Origin of the sequence: Massilia sp. CCM 8734, assembly GCF_011682155.1 — a bacterium.
GTDB classification, from domain to species: Bacteria; Pseudomonadota; Gammaproteobacteria; order Burkholderiales; family Burkholderiaceae_D; genus Telluria_A; species Telluria_A rubra.
This window is the reverse complement of the sequence record NZ_WHJI01000024.1, coordinates 62594-76714: the sequence shown is the minus strand read 5'-3', so window position 1 is coordinate 76714 and position 14121 is coordinate 62594. Positions and strand designations below refer to the sequence as shown.

Here is a 14121-nt window from a genome sequence, read left to right as displayed (position 1 = left end):
TTACTCTATCAGGACGATCTTCATGCAAAATCCCCAGGCTCCCGCAAGCGCACCCGCCGATCCCGGCTTCAAGCTTCCCGGCGACAGCAGCGCGCCTGCCGGACAGGCCGGCAAGGACGCCGACGGCGCCTTGAGCACGCAGGCGCCGATCGAAGTGGCGCCGGTGCTTGGTGCGCCCGCAACCGATACGGCCTCGCGCGACCTGGCCATCGGCGGCGCTGTGTTCCTGGTGCTGCTGATCGTGTACTTTTTCGTGCGTAACGCGTATGTGCACCACCTGGTGGTCAAGCGCGTGGCGCCGTCGACTGCCGGCAGCGCCGGCTGGCTGCTGTTCGTCGGCCTGTCGTTCGTGAGCGCGGCGGCGGTGCTGGCGGTCATCAACGCGAGTAAATTCCTGACGCTGGCGATCAGCGCGCCGCTGGTGGGGATTGGCCTGGTCGCCCTCGGCGCGGCCCTGTTCGTGGGCCGGCGCTGATCCGCCCCCGCCGCCGCCGACGCAACGTGACGACCCAATGATTGAAAGACAATGACAATGGCAGAATTTCCTAACACCGGCAGTGCAGCGGCCAAGGCCGAACTGAAGGTCGACCTGCGGCCCACGCTGTTCATCGGCGCCGGCGGCACCGGCATGGAAGTGATGCTGCGGATTCGCCGCCGCATCCTGTCGGAGGTCTGGAACCGCCACAACCCGACCCGCGTCGAATCGATCGCGCAGTTCCCGGTCGCGCGCTTCCTGCACTTCGACCTCGATAACAACGCCATCATCGACGAGGGAAAATCGCAGCGCACCGACCCGTGGTACGAGCTGGTCAAGCTGGGCGACGACGAGCGCCTGGTCGAGTCGCTCGACCTGCCCCAGTATCACGAGTCCGACGACAGCCTGGCGCGCTTTCCGCTGATCGAAAACTGGATGCCGCTGCGGCCCAAAAAACTGCGCTCGCTCGGGATCGATCCGTCCAAGGGCGCGGGCCAGATCCGCGCGCTGGCGCGCCTGTACCTGTTCGACAAATATCCCAAGCTGCGCGGGCGCATCAAGGGCGCCCTCAATTTCTTGAGCAGCAACGCCGGCAACGAACGCAAGGAAACCTACCAGCGCCTGGGGCTCCAGGTCGATACGTCCAAGTTCCGCATCGTCGTCATCGCCTCGTGCGCGGGCGGCACGGGCGCCGGCAGCGCCATCGACCTGGGCTGGATTTCCAAGGCCATCGCGCGCCAGGAAGTGTCCGACAACCAGGTCGACCTGGTCCTGTTCATGCCGTCCGGTTTCGCCAAGGCCAACAAGGAGCGCACCGAGGCCAACGCCTACGCCACCCTGATGGAGCTGGAGACGACCATGCGCGACATGAACGCGCAGGTACGCTGGGCCGAGCCGGACAACCTGGTCGGCAAGGGCGCGCCCTTCGACGATGTGTATTTCGTCGATACCGCCAACCTGGCCAACAAGGCCACCGCCGACGTCATGGATGTCTACCAGATGGTGGCCGACACTCTGTTCGAAGACTTCGCCTCGGCCGATTTTGCCAACCGCAAGCGCTCGATCGCGGTCAACCAGCAACAGCACAAGCTCGGGCCGTTCAACCCGCGCGTGCCGGAACAGCGCTTCGGCGACATGCGCCTGTCGTACTCCAAGGTGTATTCGGCCTTCGGCCAGGCGGTGCTCGACACCCAGCAAAGCCTGCGCGACGATATCCGCGCCTACGAACTGGCCGCGCTGATGGTCAAGGCCTTCTTCGGGCTGGCCGGCAGCGATGGCGTGGCGGCGCGCCGCGCGGGCGACCAGGAACGCGACATCTTCATGCGCGAGCAGATGTCGATGAGCGAGCATCCGTTCGACGAATTCCCCGACTTCAAGAAGGGCACGGTCGACCTGACCCCGTTCCAGGAATACGCGCTGACCGACCAGCTGCTGATGGACAAGGACCAGCGCTCGCTGCTGGAACGGGTCGAGAGCAAGGTGCAGCTGGAGATGGACCGCATCATGGCCTCGTACGACCTGGGTGTGTGGCGCGAAAAGGTGGCCGAGCTGCTGCCGCACCTCGAGCGCGACGCCATCCGCGAAGCCGGCGCCACCGCCGAAACGAGCGAAGACCGCATCAAGCGCCATACGAATGAACTGACCACGCGTCTCAAGGGCCGCGCGCGCACCCAGTTGTACGCGCTGCTGGACGACCGCAAGCAGGGCGGCCTGGAATTCGTGCTCTCGCTGCTGGAACAGATCAAGGCGCGCCTGCTGCAGCGCGACCTGGGCAACGCCGAACGCAATGGCAAGTGCTATCGCGACATCCGCGACGCGCTGCGCACGCGCCAGGTCGAGGAGTCGCTCGGCAACCTGTCGCAGGCGGCCAGCCGCCTGTTCGGCAAGGATGCGCAGGCGCGCGAAGTGATGGCCCACCTCAAGCGCGACATCGCCGACTACCTGCGCTTCCACCTGCTGGCGGTGGCGGCGGGCCAGTCGATCGAGGTCATGCGCACCATGTCGTCCTGGCTGGGCGACCCGCAAAGCACCGATGAACAGGGCCAGCCAGTATGGAGCGGCATCGCCGGCGAATTCCAGGAAGGGCGCCGCTGCGTGCAAGCCATGCTTGGCGCGGTCGACCAGCGCATCGACCAGCTGCGCGCCGACGCGCGCCACGAACACGCGACCTACATCAAGCTGGCCAGCGACATCCTGCCCGACCCGGTGGCCCTGAGCGGCGACATCCACGCCTGGAGCGAGGAAGTGCTGCTCGAATTCGGCGGCTCCGCGCGCCTGTTCCCGCAACTGGGCGACGAAAAACTGCGCGCCAGCCTGCTGCTCAAGCTGTTCCGCCGCGCCCAGACCCAGCTCAGCGTGGAAGAACTGGACGACGCTGAACCGGTCGATCCCCTGCTCGAACGCCTCGGCGCCATGTCGCCGCAGGAGCGGGCGCGCATTTTCGGCGAGTGGCTCAAAAGCGCCATGCCGTGGATGAACGCGCGCTTTTCCGCCGAGTTCACGCCCAGGGCCGACCAGTTCAAGTGCTTCATCGGCGTGGGCGACGTCAACGCCTGGCGACTGATGGAGACCGAAATTCGCGCCGCCGTGCCGGCCGGCTCCTTCCATGGCGACCTGGTTTCGGTGGTCAACACCGGCATTTCCGGCAAGGCGGTGTGCTACATCGAGCTGTCGGGCTTTCCGATGACGGTGCTGCGCGGCCTGCCGACCTGGCGCACCTCGTACCAGATCGAGAACCCCAAGATTCCGACCCACCTGCATTTCGACGCGACGCGCTTTCGCCATCCGATTTCGCCGTCGATGGATGAACTGAACCGCCTGGCCGACGATTACGAGTGGTTCTTGCAGGCCAACGCGCTCGGCGTGATCCGCCGCAAGAGCGACCTGGCCGACCGCGAAGCGTCGTTCCAGCCACGCGGGCAGTACCTGTTCGAAGTCGAACCGGGTTCCGGCGAGTGGCTCCAGATCGGCAACGAGTTCGCGATCCGCTCCAACGGCCTGCCGCCGTACTACCGCGAGCAGGTCATCGCCGCCGTGCAGCAGCGCCTGGCCAGGCTGGGACCGAACCAGTTCACCATGCTGGCGACCCTGATGCGCCACTTCCAGCAGCGCGTGTATGAACCGAAGCTCGAAGTCGATGAAACCGGCGCCCAGCTGCCGTCGCCGTCGCTGCCGAACATCACCGCGCGCCGCCTGTACGAAGAGTGGTTCAAGCGCGCGCGCGCCATGAATCCGGCGCTGGCGCAGCGCGATATCGACGCTGCCGGCGCCTCGCTGGCCGAGTGGACCGAACCGGTGCCCGGTTCGGCCAGCGACGCCTACGCGTGGGAAGTGGAAAAATCGGTCGACAAGCGCGCCATTCGCGCGGCCTTCCTGGCCAGCGAGCCCGAGGCGGCGCAGGCGCTGGCCGCACGCGCGGTGGCGCCGCCGCCGCAGGCAGCGGGCGCGCGCTATAAACTGTTCGTCAACGGCGCGCAGCAGGGACCGTTTTCGATTGACGAGATCGCGCTGCGCATCGCTCGCGCGGAAGCCGGGCCGCAGACCAAGGTCTGGAACATGCAGTGGAATCCCAAGGCCGACAAGTGGAAGAGCGCGGGCGAACTGCCGGAGCTGGCCTCCTTGTTCGACGATGCCATCCCGGACCCCGACAACGACATACCCGATCCGGACTGACGCCATGAACCTGCAAGACCAAGTGATCTACCGCTGCATCCACGCCGCCTGCGCGCGCCCGATGCCGCGCCGGGTCGATTTTTGCCCGTACTGCGGCGCCGCCCAGCACGAGGGCGCGTTGCGGCCGGCGTCCGCCGCCGTGAGCGAGCCTGTGCCCGTGCCCGCGCCGCGGGTGGCGGCCTACGTCGCGCCAGCGGTCGAAGCGCCGGCGTTCGTGCAGGAAGTGCCGATTGCGCCGGCCAGGCCCGGCCCCGCCACCGCCGCCGCTCCGCCTCCTCCGATCCCCGGTCCGGCCGCCGCCGCCGTCCCTCCGGCGCCGCCCAAAGCCGTGCCGCGCGCCGCGCCCTCCGGGCCGGCGCTGCGCAAACCGATCCGCCTGCGTTACTGGCTGATGGCGCTCGCTGTCCTGGCTGGCATCTGGTTCATGGCCAGGCCGGAGCCGAAGAAGTTCGAGGCGCGCATCGAGCAGGCGATTTTGCAGGCCGAGGATTGCAATATCAAGGAGGCCAGGGCCGAACTGGACGCGCTCAGGCGCGACAAGGCCAGCGAGGCCCAGCTTGACCGCCTGCAGTCGTCGATCGGCGCGGCCGCCAGTGCCTGCGAGCGCAAACGCACGCGCGGCGCCAAGGCCAAGAGCGCGCCCAAACGCGACACGCCGGCCGTGCCGCTCAAACCCGAGGCGCCGGTGGTGGAACGGCCTGTGATCGAACGCCCGGCCGGCCAGTCGGCGCGCAACCTGATCGCCGAAGCGGAGCGTGAACTGGCGCAGGGCAATTACAAGGCCGCCTCCGACAAGCTGGAAACCTGCATCGCCATGGTCGACGGCAGCCGCGAATGCGCCGCCTTCAAAAAGCACGCCGACCGCCTGCTCACGGACATGCGGCATTGCGTGGGGGCGGGACGCGAGTGGATCAACGACCGCTGCATGTAAGTACAATTCAGGCGCGCAGCGCGCGGTAACTCGTCAGACATGTATCTTTTTTGTAAAGATTTCCAAAGTTCTTGCAGAAATGTTGCTTCTTGGTCTACGATCACGTTTTCCACTTCACCGGAGACGTCGATGGCTCTCAGCAGAATTTTCCCATCGCTGGCGCTGGCCTGCGGCGCAGCATCGGTGCAAGCTGCCAGCTTCGATTGCGTCACGCCCGAGTTTCCCGACAAATCGGTATCGATCCAGGCCGCGCGCCGCATCGACGACCAGGTGCGGGCGTGGGAAAAATGCTATGCCCAGTTCCGCGCGAGCCAGTGGAGCATCGATGCCGCGCGCCAGAACGATGAAGTGGCGGCCGGCGTGGAACGCTGGGTGACGCTCGCGCGCACGCCAGGCGCGGCGGGCGGTGCCAACGCCGCCAGCGCGCGGGCGCGCGGCGCCGATGCGCCGGCCAGGGTCGCACGCGGCAAACGCGATAACCAGGTCATGCGCTTCGTCGAACAGGTCCCGGTCGAATACGCGGTCGAACTGCGCTGAGCGCAAGCGGCTTCACAGCAGCGGGCGCATCTCGATCGCAATTCCCGACAAGACCGCGTTGCCCGACAAGGGGTCGCGCAGGTTCTCGTCCAACAGCGCGTTCAGGTTCACCCCCGGCCGTTCGGCCGCCACCCGCATGTGCGTGCCTTCCAGGTCATGGCCCCAGCCATGCGGCAGGCTGACCACGCCCGGCATCATCTGCGCCGATATCTCCACCTGCGCCTCGATCATCCGTTCGCCATTGCGGATCTGCGCCATGGCGCCATCGAGCAGGCCAAGGCGGGTCGCGTCAAGCGGATGGACCAGCGCCGTGCAGCGGTAGGCGCCCTTGGCCAGCACCGGCAGGTTGTGCATCCAGCTGTTGTTCGAGCGTAGCTGGCGGCGCCCGACGATGACCAGGTCCGGCGCCGGCGCGCGCAGGTCGGCCCTGGCGCGCGCCAGGTCGTCGAGCAGCAGCTGCGGCGCCAGTTCGATCTTGCCCGAGGGCGTGCGCAGCGCTTCCGGAATGCGGCTGGTCATCGGCCCCAGGTCGATGCCGGACGGCGCCGCCTTCAGGCGCGCCAGGGTCAGCCCGTCCGGATTTTTGCCGAACTGGTCGCCGTACGGGCCGCTGCGCAGCGCCAGGTCGAGCATGCGTTCGGCGCCGCGCGCGCTACCCAAGGCCGCCATCAGCGCGGGCGCCGCCGCACCGGCCACGCGCGCCAGGTCTTCCTGCATGTGCTCGTCGTCGAGCGCGTCGATGTCGGCCGCCGCGCCCAGTCCGTTGACGATGGCGGCGATGCGCATCATGCTTTGCCATTCGTGCGGCTGATCCGGCGCGCGCGCCAGCACCGGCGCGCTGAAGCGGGCGTGATTGCGGTGCGAGAACTGGGTGAAGCTGACGTCGTAATGCGCGTCCTCCAGCGGCGGGACGCCCGGCAGGATTACGTCGGCGTGGCGCGAGGTTTCATTCAGATAGATATCGAGGCTGACCATGAAGTCGAGCCCGTCGAGCGCACGGGCCAGGCGCGCCCCGTTTGGCGCCGACAGCACCGGATTGGCGGCGATGGCGATGAGCGCGCGTACCTGGCCGGGACCGGGCGTGTCGATTTCTTCGGCCAGGCAGGTCACCGGCAGTTCGCCCGATACTTCGGCCGCGCCCGAGACGCGCGAGCGATAGCGCCCCGTAACCACGCCGCGCCCGATGCCCGGCGCGCCGCGCGTGTTGGCCGAAAACGCGGCCGCTTTCGGGAACATGGCGCCGCCTTCCTGGTCCAGGTGCCCGGTCAGCACGTTGATCGCATCGATCAGCCACGAACACAAGGTGCCGAATTGCTGGGTGCAGGTGCCGATGCGGCCGTAGATGGCCGCGCGCGGGGTGTTGGCCAGGCTGCGCGCCAGCTGGCGCATGCTGGCCGCCTCGATGCCGCAGCGCGCCGCCACCAGTTCGGGCGCGTACTCGCGCACCGCCTCCTCCAACTGTTCCAGGCCCACGGTGTGTTCAGCCAGCCGGCCAAGGCGCACCAGTTGTTCGTCGAACAGCGCGTGCGCGATCCCCAGCAAAAAGAAGACATCGGCGCCGGGGCGGATGAAGTGGTGGGCATCGGCCACGTCGGCCGTTTCGGTGCGGCGCGGATCGACCACGACCAGCTGGCCGCCGCGCGCGCGCAGGGCCTTGGCCTTGCCGCGAAAGTCCGGCACGGTCCACAGGCTGCCGTTCGAGACCATCGGGTTGGCGCCCAATATGAGCAGAAAATCGCAGCGCTCGATGTCCGGCACCGGCACCGACAGCCAGCTGCCGAACATCAATCCGCTTGAGAGCATCTTCGGCACCTGGTCCACGCTCGACGCCGAGAACAGATTGCGCGTGCCGAGCGCGCGCGCCAGGCGCGGGAAGTACAGCAGCAGGCTCATTTTGTGCGACACCGGGTTGCCCAGCACCGTGGCCACGGCGTTGGCGCCGCCGGCGGCAATGACTGGCGGCAGACGGCGTTCGATTTCGGCGTAGGCTTGGTCCCAGGTGGCTGGTTCGAATACGCCATTGCGCTTGATCAGCGGGGTGCGCAGGCGGTCGGGATCGTCGTGCAGGTCTTTCAGGCCGATCGCCTTGGGACACAAAAAGCCATGCGAGAACACGTCGTTGGCGTCGCCGCGGATGCGCACCACCTTGTTCTCTTCGAGGTCGAGTTCAAGCCCGCAGCAAGCTTCGCAAAACGGGCAAATGCGGTGCGCGCTGGTGGAGGGCACGGCGGTGGGCACGGCGGTAGGCACGGCGGTAGGCACGGCGGTAGGCAGGGGGGCGGACAAGGTCATGGCGAGCACTTTCCAAAAAATCGAACGGTCGTGCGATTGTGTGCATTCGGCGCCTGACTGTCAACCGAAATGTCGGGCGCCGGTGTATGCTACTGAGCAACAACAACCGTAGGGGAAATCATGAAAATCACATCGCTCATCGGCTGCGCCATGATGCTCGCCGCGCTGGCCGGCTGCCACAAGGACGAGCAGGGCATGGGACCGGCGCAGAAGGCCGGCGCCAATATCGATAAAGCCGGCGACACCGTCGGCGCCAACCTGAAGGCCAACGTCGACAAGGCCGAGGAAGCGGGCAAGAAGATCACCGATGCGGCCAAGGCCACCGGCGACAAGATCGACGAAGCGACCCTGGACGCCAGCAAGGGACTGGACCGGGCCACCGAGAACGTCGGCAAGAAGGTGGAACAGGCGGGCGAGAAGATCCAGGAATCGGCGCGCAAATAGGCACGCCGCGGCAAGCCCGCTGTCAGGCCGCCCCGCGCCGGCCGGCGTTGCCGGCGCGCCAGTCGTCGACGGCGTCCACGCTCACGACCAGCGCCACCATGTTCGGAAAGCGTTCGAGCATCTGGTCCAGCCACGGCAGGTCCCGCATCAGCTGTTCGGGGGCGGGTGGCGCCGGCTTGCGCAGGCGCTCGAGCACGCGCCGGCGCCGTCCCAGTTCCGGGTCGCCGGCGGCATTGAACAGCGCCAGTTCGCCCACGGCGCGCTCGACCAGCGACCCGGCCGCGCCGAAGCGCAGCAGGCGGCGCCTGTCGCCAGCCCAGTCGAACAGGCTGGCCGCCACCGGCAGCAGCGTTTCGTGGCCCGGCTTCCAGCCGGCCGCCAGCAGGTGCGCCATGACTTCCTCGAACAGGGCGCGCGCGCACAGGTTGATCATGGCGTCGCCGTCGAGGATGCGTTGCATCTCGCGCCGCCACGACGCTTCGTCGCCGGCCGTCTGCGCCTGCGTCAGGCGCGCCAGCGCGGCCCGATACTGCGCAATGGCCAGGTCGCACAGATGCTGCGGGTCGGCGCGCCCGGTGTCGGGCAACAGCGGCTGGGGCTGCGCGCCGTACTCCAGCACCCGTTCGGCCGCCTGCGCGGCCCACGCCAGCGCCAGTTCGTAGGCCTCGCGCAGGTACTGGAAACCGGCGGCGTCGCGTTCCTGGTCGATTCTCTTGAGTTCACGCGCATAGGCGCGCCGCACCGTGCGCGTGTCGGCGTCCTGGCCCAATCCGAGCCTGGCGAACGAGGCGTGCATGGACGGCATGTCAGACGATGGTCAGCTTCGGCGGCGTGGCCGCGTTTTTCGATTCCGGCCAGGTGCCGAGCACAATCGACATGTCGACGTAGCCGGCGCCCCAGGCGCGCTCGAGATCCTGCTCGATGTTTTCCATCGTGGTCTTTTCGAAGTTGGCGAAGCCGCGCACGCCGTAGGCGCGGTTGCGCCCGTGCGCCTTGGCCAGGTAGAGCGCCATGTCGACCAGGTTGACGGCGCGTTCCCATGGCAGCGCATCGTTGCCCGGCACCAGCGGAAAGGGCGCAAAGCCGATCGACACGTTCACCGACAGGCGCTTGTCCTGGTAGCCGATGCCCTGCTGCGAAATCCCGGTCAACAGGCGCCGTGCGATTTCCTCGACGCCGCTGCGCGGGATGGCCGGCAAAAAGGCGAGGAATTCTTCGCCGCCCCAGCGCACGATCATGTCGGTCTCGCGCAGTATGTCGCGCAGGCTGTCGGCGATCATTTTCAGCACAGCGTCGCCGGCCGCGTGGCCATGGCTGTCGTTGACGTGCTTGAAGTGGTCGACGTCGAGCAGGAACAGGGCGCCGACGATTTCCTCGCCCGAGGTGCCGGCGCCACGTTTTTCCACCTGCAGGTGGCCGCGCATGAACTCCTGGAAGTGGCGCCGGTTGTACAAACCGGTGAGCGGATCGCGCGAACTTTGCTGCTTCAGTTCCAGGTTCTTGACCTTGAGCTGGGCATTCGCGTGGCGCACCTTGCGGTACAGGATGCCGACCACCAGCGCGGCCAGCGCAAACACCACCGCCAGCAGCCACCATACGCGCTGCTGCAGGCGGCGGTTGTCGATTTCGGTCGTCTTGAGCTGGTTTTCGCGGCTCAGCAGTTCGATCTGGCGCTGCTTCTTTTCGGTCTCGTACTTTTCCTGCAGTTCGAGCGTGGCTTTCTGGCGCCGTTTTTCGAACAGCTCGTTCGACAGCGCGCGCTCGCGGTGATAGGCCTTGACCGCGCCCGCCATGTCGCCGGCGCGTTCGAGCGCGGCGCCGTATTCCATCAGCACTTCCTGCAATTCCGGCTTGTCGCCGACCTTTTCGTACCAGGCCAGGCCCATGTCGAAATGGCGCTTGCCCTCGACCAGGCTGCCCAGGCCCAGGTGCGCCTGGCCCAGGTTCAGGTGCGCGGTGGCCACGGTGCTGTCGTCGTTCAGGCTGCGCCCCGCCTTCAAGGCCTGGTTTGCGTACGACAGGGTGCGCGCATAATCGTGCTGCTTCAGGTAGCTGTCGGACAGGTTCACCAGCGACCCGGCGATCATCGCCTCGGCGCCGATCTGGCGCTCGTACTCGAGCCCCGCCAGCAGGGCGCGCAGGCCGCGCTGCGGCTGGTTGGTCTCGACCGCCAGGCCGTATTCGGTATCCTTCAGGGTCGCCAGGCGCCCCGGCGAATTGGTTTGCTCGGCCAGCGCGGTGGCTTCTTCCAGCGCCTCGAAACCCTTGTCATGCTCGTTCAACTGGCCGTACAGGATGGCCAGCGAATTGAGCGCCTGGACCTTGGGGATCGGCTGGCCGTACTGGCGCGCCAGGGTCAGCGCGGTCTGCATCTTGCCCATCGCGGCCGGAAAATTGCCGTCTTCCGCGTAGGCCTGGCCGGAAGTGATCGCGGCCTGCACGCGCAGTGCCATGTCGTCGGTGGTGTTGGCGATCTTCTCGCCCTCCCACGCCAGTTGGTGCGACAGCGCCAGCTGGTCCATGCGCGAAACCACGTAAGCCTTGGTCAGCAGCCCCTTGGCCTTGACCACATTGTCCTTCGTGTCGCGCCCGAAGGCGATCAGCTCCTCGGCCGCGGCCAGCGCTTCGGGCACCTGGTTCATGCCGCGCAGGGCCAGGCACAGCTGGACCAGGAAATCGGCCTTGGTGTGCACCGGCGCGGCGCGCGCCTCGGTTTCGATCCGGCGCAGCGCGCCCAGCGCCTTGGGCGGAACGTAGCGGTTGATTTCGCGGATCTCCACCAGGCGCGCATCGAGCGCCGGATGCTGGGCCTGGGCGAGACCCGATACCAGGCATAGCGATGCCAGCAGCACGCGGACCTGGCGGCCCGGCGGGGTGTCTGATAAACCTGCCAACATCACGTTCCCTCATGTGAAAACCGGTGCTTTCCGAACGGGAAAACTGCGGTCAATTATATTCTTGTTGCAGGCGGGAAAGTTCCACCGGCACTCAGATTGTGCCTCTAAATGCACATTTAAATGGCAGGCACGTGTGTTTCGATGACGCTTTGGCATGGAAGTGTTGGTCCGATACGACGCCATCGACGGCGCTTGATGACCGCGATTTTGCCGTCTGTCGCATTTGCCGCCCGGCGCCGCGCGTTTGGCTTACATTCCGTACAAGCCCATCTATCAACATGTCAGGAAACACCATGCTTGAACTGCGCAATGTGGTCAAAACATTTGCTAACAAGGTGCGCGCGGTCGATGCCGTGAGCCTGTCGCTGGAACACGGCGTGGTCGGCCTGATCGGCCACAATGGTGCCGGCAAGACCACCCTGATGCAGATGATCGCCACGCTCACGCGCCCAAGCAGCGGCCAGATCCTGTTCGACGGCGTCGATATCGTGGCGCGCCCGCAGCACATCCGGCGCCGGCTCGGCTACCTGCCGCAGGACTTCGGCGTGTACCCGAATCTGTCGGCCCTCGAATTCATGCAGTATTTCGCCGCCCTCAAGGGCGTGCGCGACCCGGGCCGCGTCAAGCACCTGCTCGAACTGGTCAACCTGCACGAACAGGCCAGGCGCCCGGCGGCCTCGTTCTCGGGCGGCATGCGGCGCCGCCTCGGCATCGCCCAGGCGCTGCTGAACGACCCCGACATCCTGATCGTTGACGAGCCCACCGCCGGCCTCGATCCCGAGGAGCGCCTGCGCTTTCGCAACCTGCTGGGCGAACTCGGATCGACCAAGCTGGTGATCATGTCGACCCACATCGTGTCCGATGTCGAAACCATCGCCAGCCGGCTGGCCACCATGGACGCGGGCAAACTGATCGCCTGCGAAACGCCGCGCACCCTGCTCGAGCAGGCGCGCGGGCGCATCTGGTCGGCCAATGTCGGCGCGGCCGACTACGAACTGCTGCGCGCCAGGGTGACTGTGCTGCACGCGCAGCGCGAGGGCGAGCAGGTGGCGCTGCGCATCGTGCACGGCGTCTCGCCGTGCGCCGGCGCACGCGTGGCCGAACCGACCCTGGAAGAAGCGCTCGTCGCCCAGCGCCACGCATTGAAGGAGGCGGCGTAATGCTCTTCATCCTGCGCGCGCTGGCGCTCAACGAGGTACGCCTGCGCATGCGGCGCACCTCGACCATGGTGGCGCTGCTGGCGGTGGTGGCGGTGAGCTGGGCGATGATCGCCGACCCCGCCAGCGGCAATGCGCTGCTGGTGTTTAACAAGGCGCGCGTGCTGTACACCAGTTCCGCGCTGGCATTGGGCAGCGCCACCCTGGGCGCCTTGCTGTTCGGCCTTGGCGGTTTTTACCTGGTGCGCGGGCGCATGAGCGAAGACCTGCGCAGCGGCATCGGCGGCGTGATCGGCGCCACGCCGGTCGGCAGCGCGCTGTTCCTGGCCGGGCGCTGGCTGGGCGCCTGCGCCTATCTTGGCGCCCTGGTGGCCGCCTTCATGCTCACCATGCTGGTGCTGCACGCGCTGCGCGGCGATGGTCCGCTCGAACCGCTGGTCTACCTGCAAACCTACGTGCTGCTGATGGCGCCGATGGTGCTGTTCGCGGCCAGTTGCGCGATCCTGTTCGACAGCTGGGCGCCGCTGATGGGCAAGGGCGGGGACGTGCTGTTCTTCGTGCTGTGGGTGGCGCAGCTGGTGTTAATGACGCAAAGCGGCAGCGGCGAGGTCCAGGCGCTGATGGTGTTCGATTTTTCGGGGCTGGCGGTGGCGGTGGCGGCGGTGCACGGGTTTGTGACCGGCGCCGATTTCTCGATCGGCTCAAGCCCTTTCGACGCCGCGCTGGCGCCGGTGTCGCTGCCGCCGCTGCTGTGGAGCGCGCGCATGATGGGGCTGCGCGCGGCGTGCGCCGTGCTGGCGCTCGCGCCGCTGCTGCCGGCCTGGTGGCTGTTCCACCGCTATTCGCCGGACCGGGTCAAGCCCGGGCGCGCGCGCCTGCGCCGCACGCCGCTGGCACTGCTCAACGCGGCCCTGCGCCCGCTGGCCGTGCTGGCCAATCCCTTGCTGGCGCTGGCCGCGCGCGTGCCGGGGCTGGCCGGCCAGGTGCTGGCCGACCTCGCGCTGACCTTCGTCATCGCCCCCTCCGCGCTGCTGGCGTTTGTCCTGTGTGCGGGCGCCGCCGTATTCGCACCGGTGAACGCCCTGCCGGCGGTGCTGATGGCGGCGGTGGCGTTCTGGGGCATCCTGGTGGGCGACATCAGTACCCGCGACTACGCGGCCGCCACCGAAGACCTGAGCGGCACGGTGAGCGGCGGGGTGGCCTTGCGCTACCTGCGCCAGTATGCCGCCAGCGTGCTGCTTGGCTTGATGTTCATGGGGCCGGTGGCGCTGCGCTGGACCTTCACGCAGCCGCTGCGGGTACTGGCGCTGGTGGTGGGCGTGGCCAGCCTGTCGGCGTTGGCCAGCCTGTTCGGCCGCTGCGGCAGGACGGCGCGCCTGTTCCTGTCGCTGTTCCTGTTCGGGTTCTACGTAGCGCTCAACGCGACCGGCGCGCCGAGGATCGACGCGGTGGGCTTCAATGGTGCGGCCAACTTGCACTCGGTGGCGCTGTACGCGCTGGTGGGCGCGCTGGCGCTGGCCGGCGGCTACCTGTACAACGCCAGCCGCCTGGCGCGCTAAGGTCGGTCTGACTAAACAACGCGAACATATTCTATTTCGATAGCTTCGACACGTCGTTCCCGCGCAAGGCGGGAATCCAAGTTCGTAGAGTCGCCAGAGGCTTTTGCGCGAACTTGGGTTCCCGCCTGCGCGGGAACGACGAAACAATCGCAGCTCT

Annotated in this window: 10 protein-coding genes; 7 read left to right on the top strand and 3 right to left on the bottom strand. The window is 67.3% G+C overall.

Annotated features, from left to right (window positions below; genetic code table 11):
- The first annotated feature begins 22 nt into the window (after positions 1-22).
- The 4 genes from F2P46_RS21335 (at position 23) to F2P46_RS21320 (ending at position 5615) form a co-directional block, all read left to right on the top strand.
- Complete coding sequence (locus F2P46_RS21335) at positions 23-475, top strand: hypothetical protein (RefSeq protein WP_166893900.1); 453 nt, start codon at positions 23-25, stop codon at positions 473-475.
- 57 nt (positions 476-532) lie between these two features.
- Positions 533-4147 carry a tubulin-like doman-containing protein gene (locus F2P46_RS21330; RefSeq protein WP_166893898.1) on the top strand — a complete coding sequence of 1205 codons (3615 nt, stop codon included), beginning with the start codon at positions 533-535 and terminating at the stop codon, positions 4145-4147.
- A 4-nt stretch (positions 4148-4151) separates the two neighbouring features.
- Positions 4152-5078 (top strand): hypothetical protein, encoded by a 927-nt coding sequence (locus F2P46_RS21325; RefSeq protein WP_166893897.1) that lies wholly within the window; start codon positions 4152-4154, stop codon positions 5076-5078.
- A gap of 129 nt (positions 5079-5207) precedes the next feature.
- Entirely contained in the window at positions 5208-5615 is a 408-nt protein-coding gene (locus F2P46_RS21320; RefSeq protein WP_166893895.1) for a hypothetical protein, read from the top strand.
- A gap of 12 nt (positions 5616-5627) precedes the next feature.
- On the opposite strand, the gene F2P46_RS21315 is transcribed toward F2P46_RS21320, so the two are convergent.
- Positions 5628-7907, bottom strand: a complete 2280-nt coding sequence (locus F2P46_RS21315) for a molybdopterin-dependent oxidoreductase (protein ID WP_166893893.1) — start codon at positions 7905-7907, stop codon at positions 5628-5630.
- Between the two features lie 120 nt (positions 7908-8027).
- On the opposite strand from F2P46_RS21315, the gene F2P46_RS21310 reads away from it, so the two are divergent.
- Complete coding sequence (locus F2P46_RS21310) at positions 8028-8351, top strand: hypothetical protein (protein ID WP_166893891.1); 324 nt, start codon at positions 8028-8030, stop codon at positions 8349-8351.
- Between the two features lie 22 nt (positions 8352-8373).
- Here the strand turns inward: F2P46_RS21310 and F2P46_RS21305 are convergent, their stop codons facing one another.
- Both F2P46_RS21305 and F2P46_RS21300 read right to left on the bottom strand, forming a co-directional pair.
- Positions 8374-9156, bottom strand: a complete 783-nt coding sequence (locus F2P46_RS21305; RefSeq protein ID WP_166893889.1) for a hypothetical protein — start codon at positions 9154-9156, stop codon at positions 8374-8376.
- Between the two features lies 1 nt (position 9157).
- The gene (locus tag F2P46_RS21300) at positions 9158-11248 is read right to left on the bottom strand and encodes a GGDEF domain-containing protein (RefSeq protein ID WP_166893887.1); all 2091 of its coding nucleotides are present in this window, start codon (positions 11246-11248) and stop codon (positions 9158-9160) included.
- A 293-nt stretch (positions 11249-11541) separates the two neighbouring features.
- Between F2P46_RS21300 and F2P46_RS21295 the strand changes: the two genes are divergently transcribed.
- Both F2P46_RS21295 and F2P46_RS21290 read left to right on the top strand, forming a co-directional pair.
- Positions 11542-12408, top strand: coding sequence for an ABC transporter ATP-binding protein (locus F2P46_RS21295; RefSeq protein WP_166893885.1), 867 nt, complete (start codon positions 11542-11544; stop codon positions 12406-12408).
- Entirely contained in the window at positions 12408-13964 is a 1557-nt protein-coding gene (locus tag F2P46_RS21290) for a hypothetical protein (RefSeq protein ID WP_166893883.1), read from the top strand. The genes F2P46_RS21295 and F2P46_RS21290 overlap by 1 nt, the downstream gene beginning before the upstream one ends.
- Positions 13965-14121 lie beyond the last annotated feature (157 nt).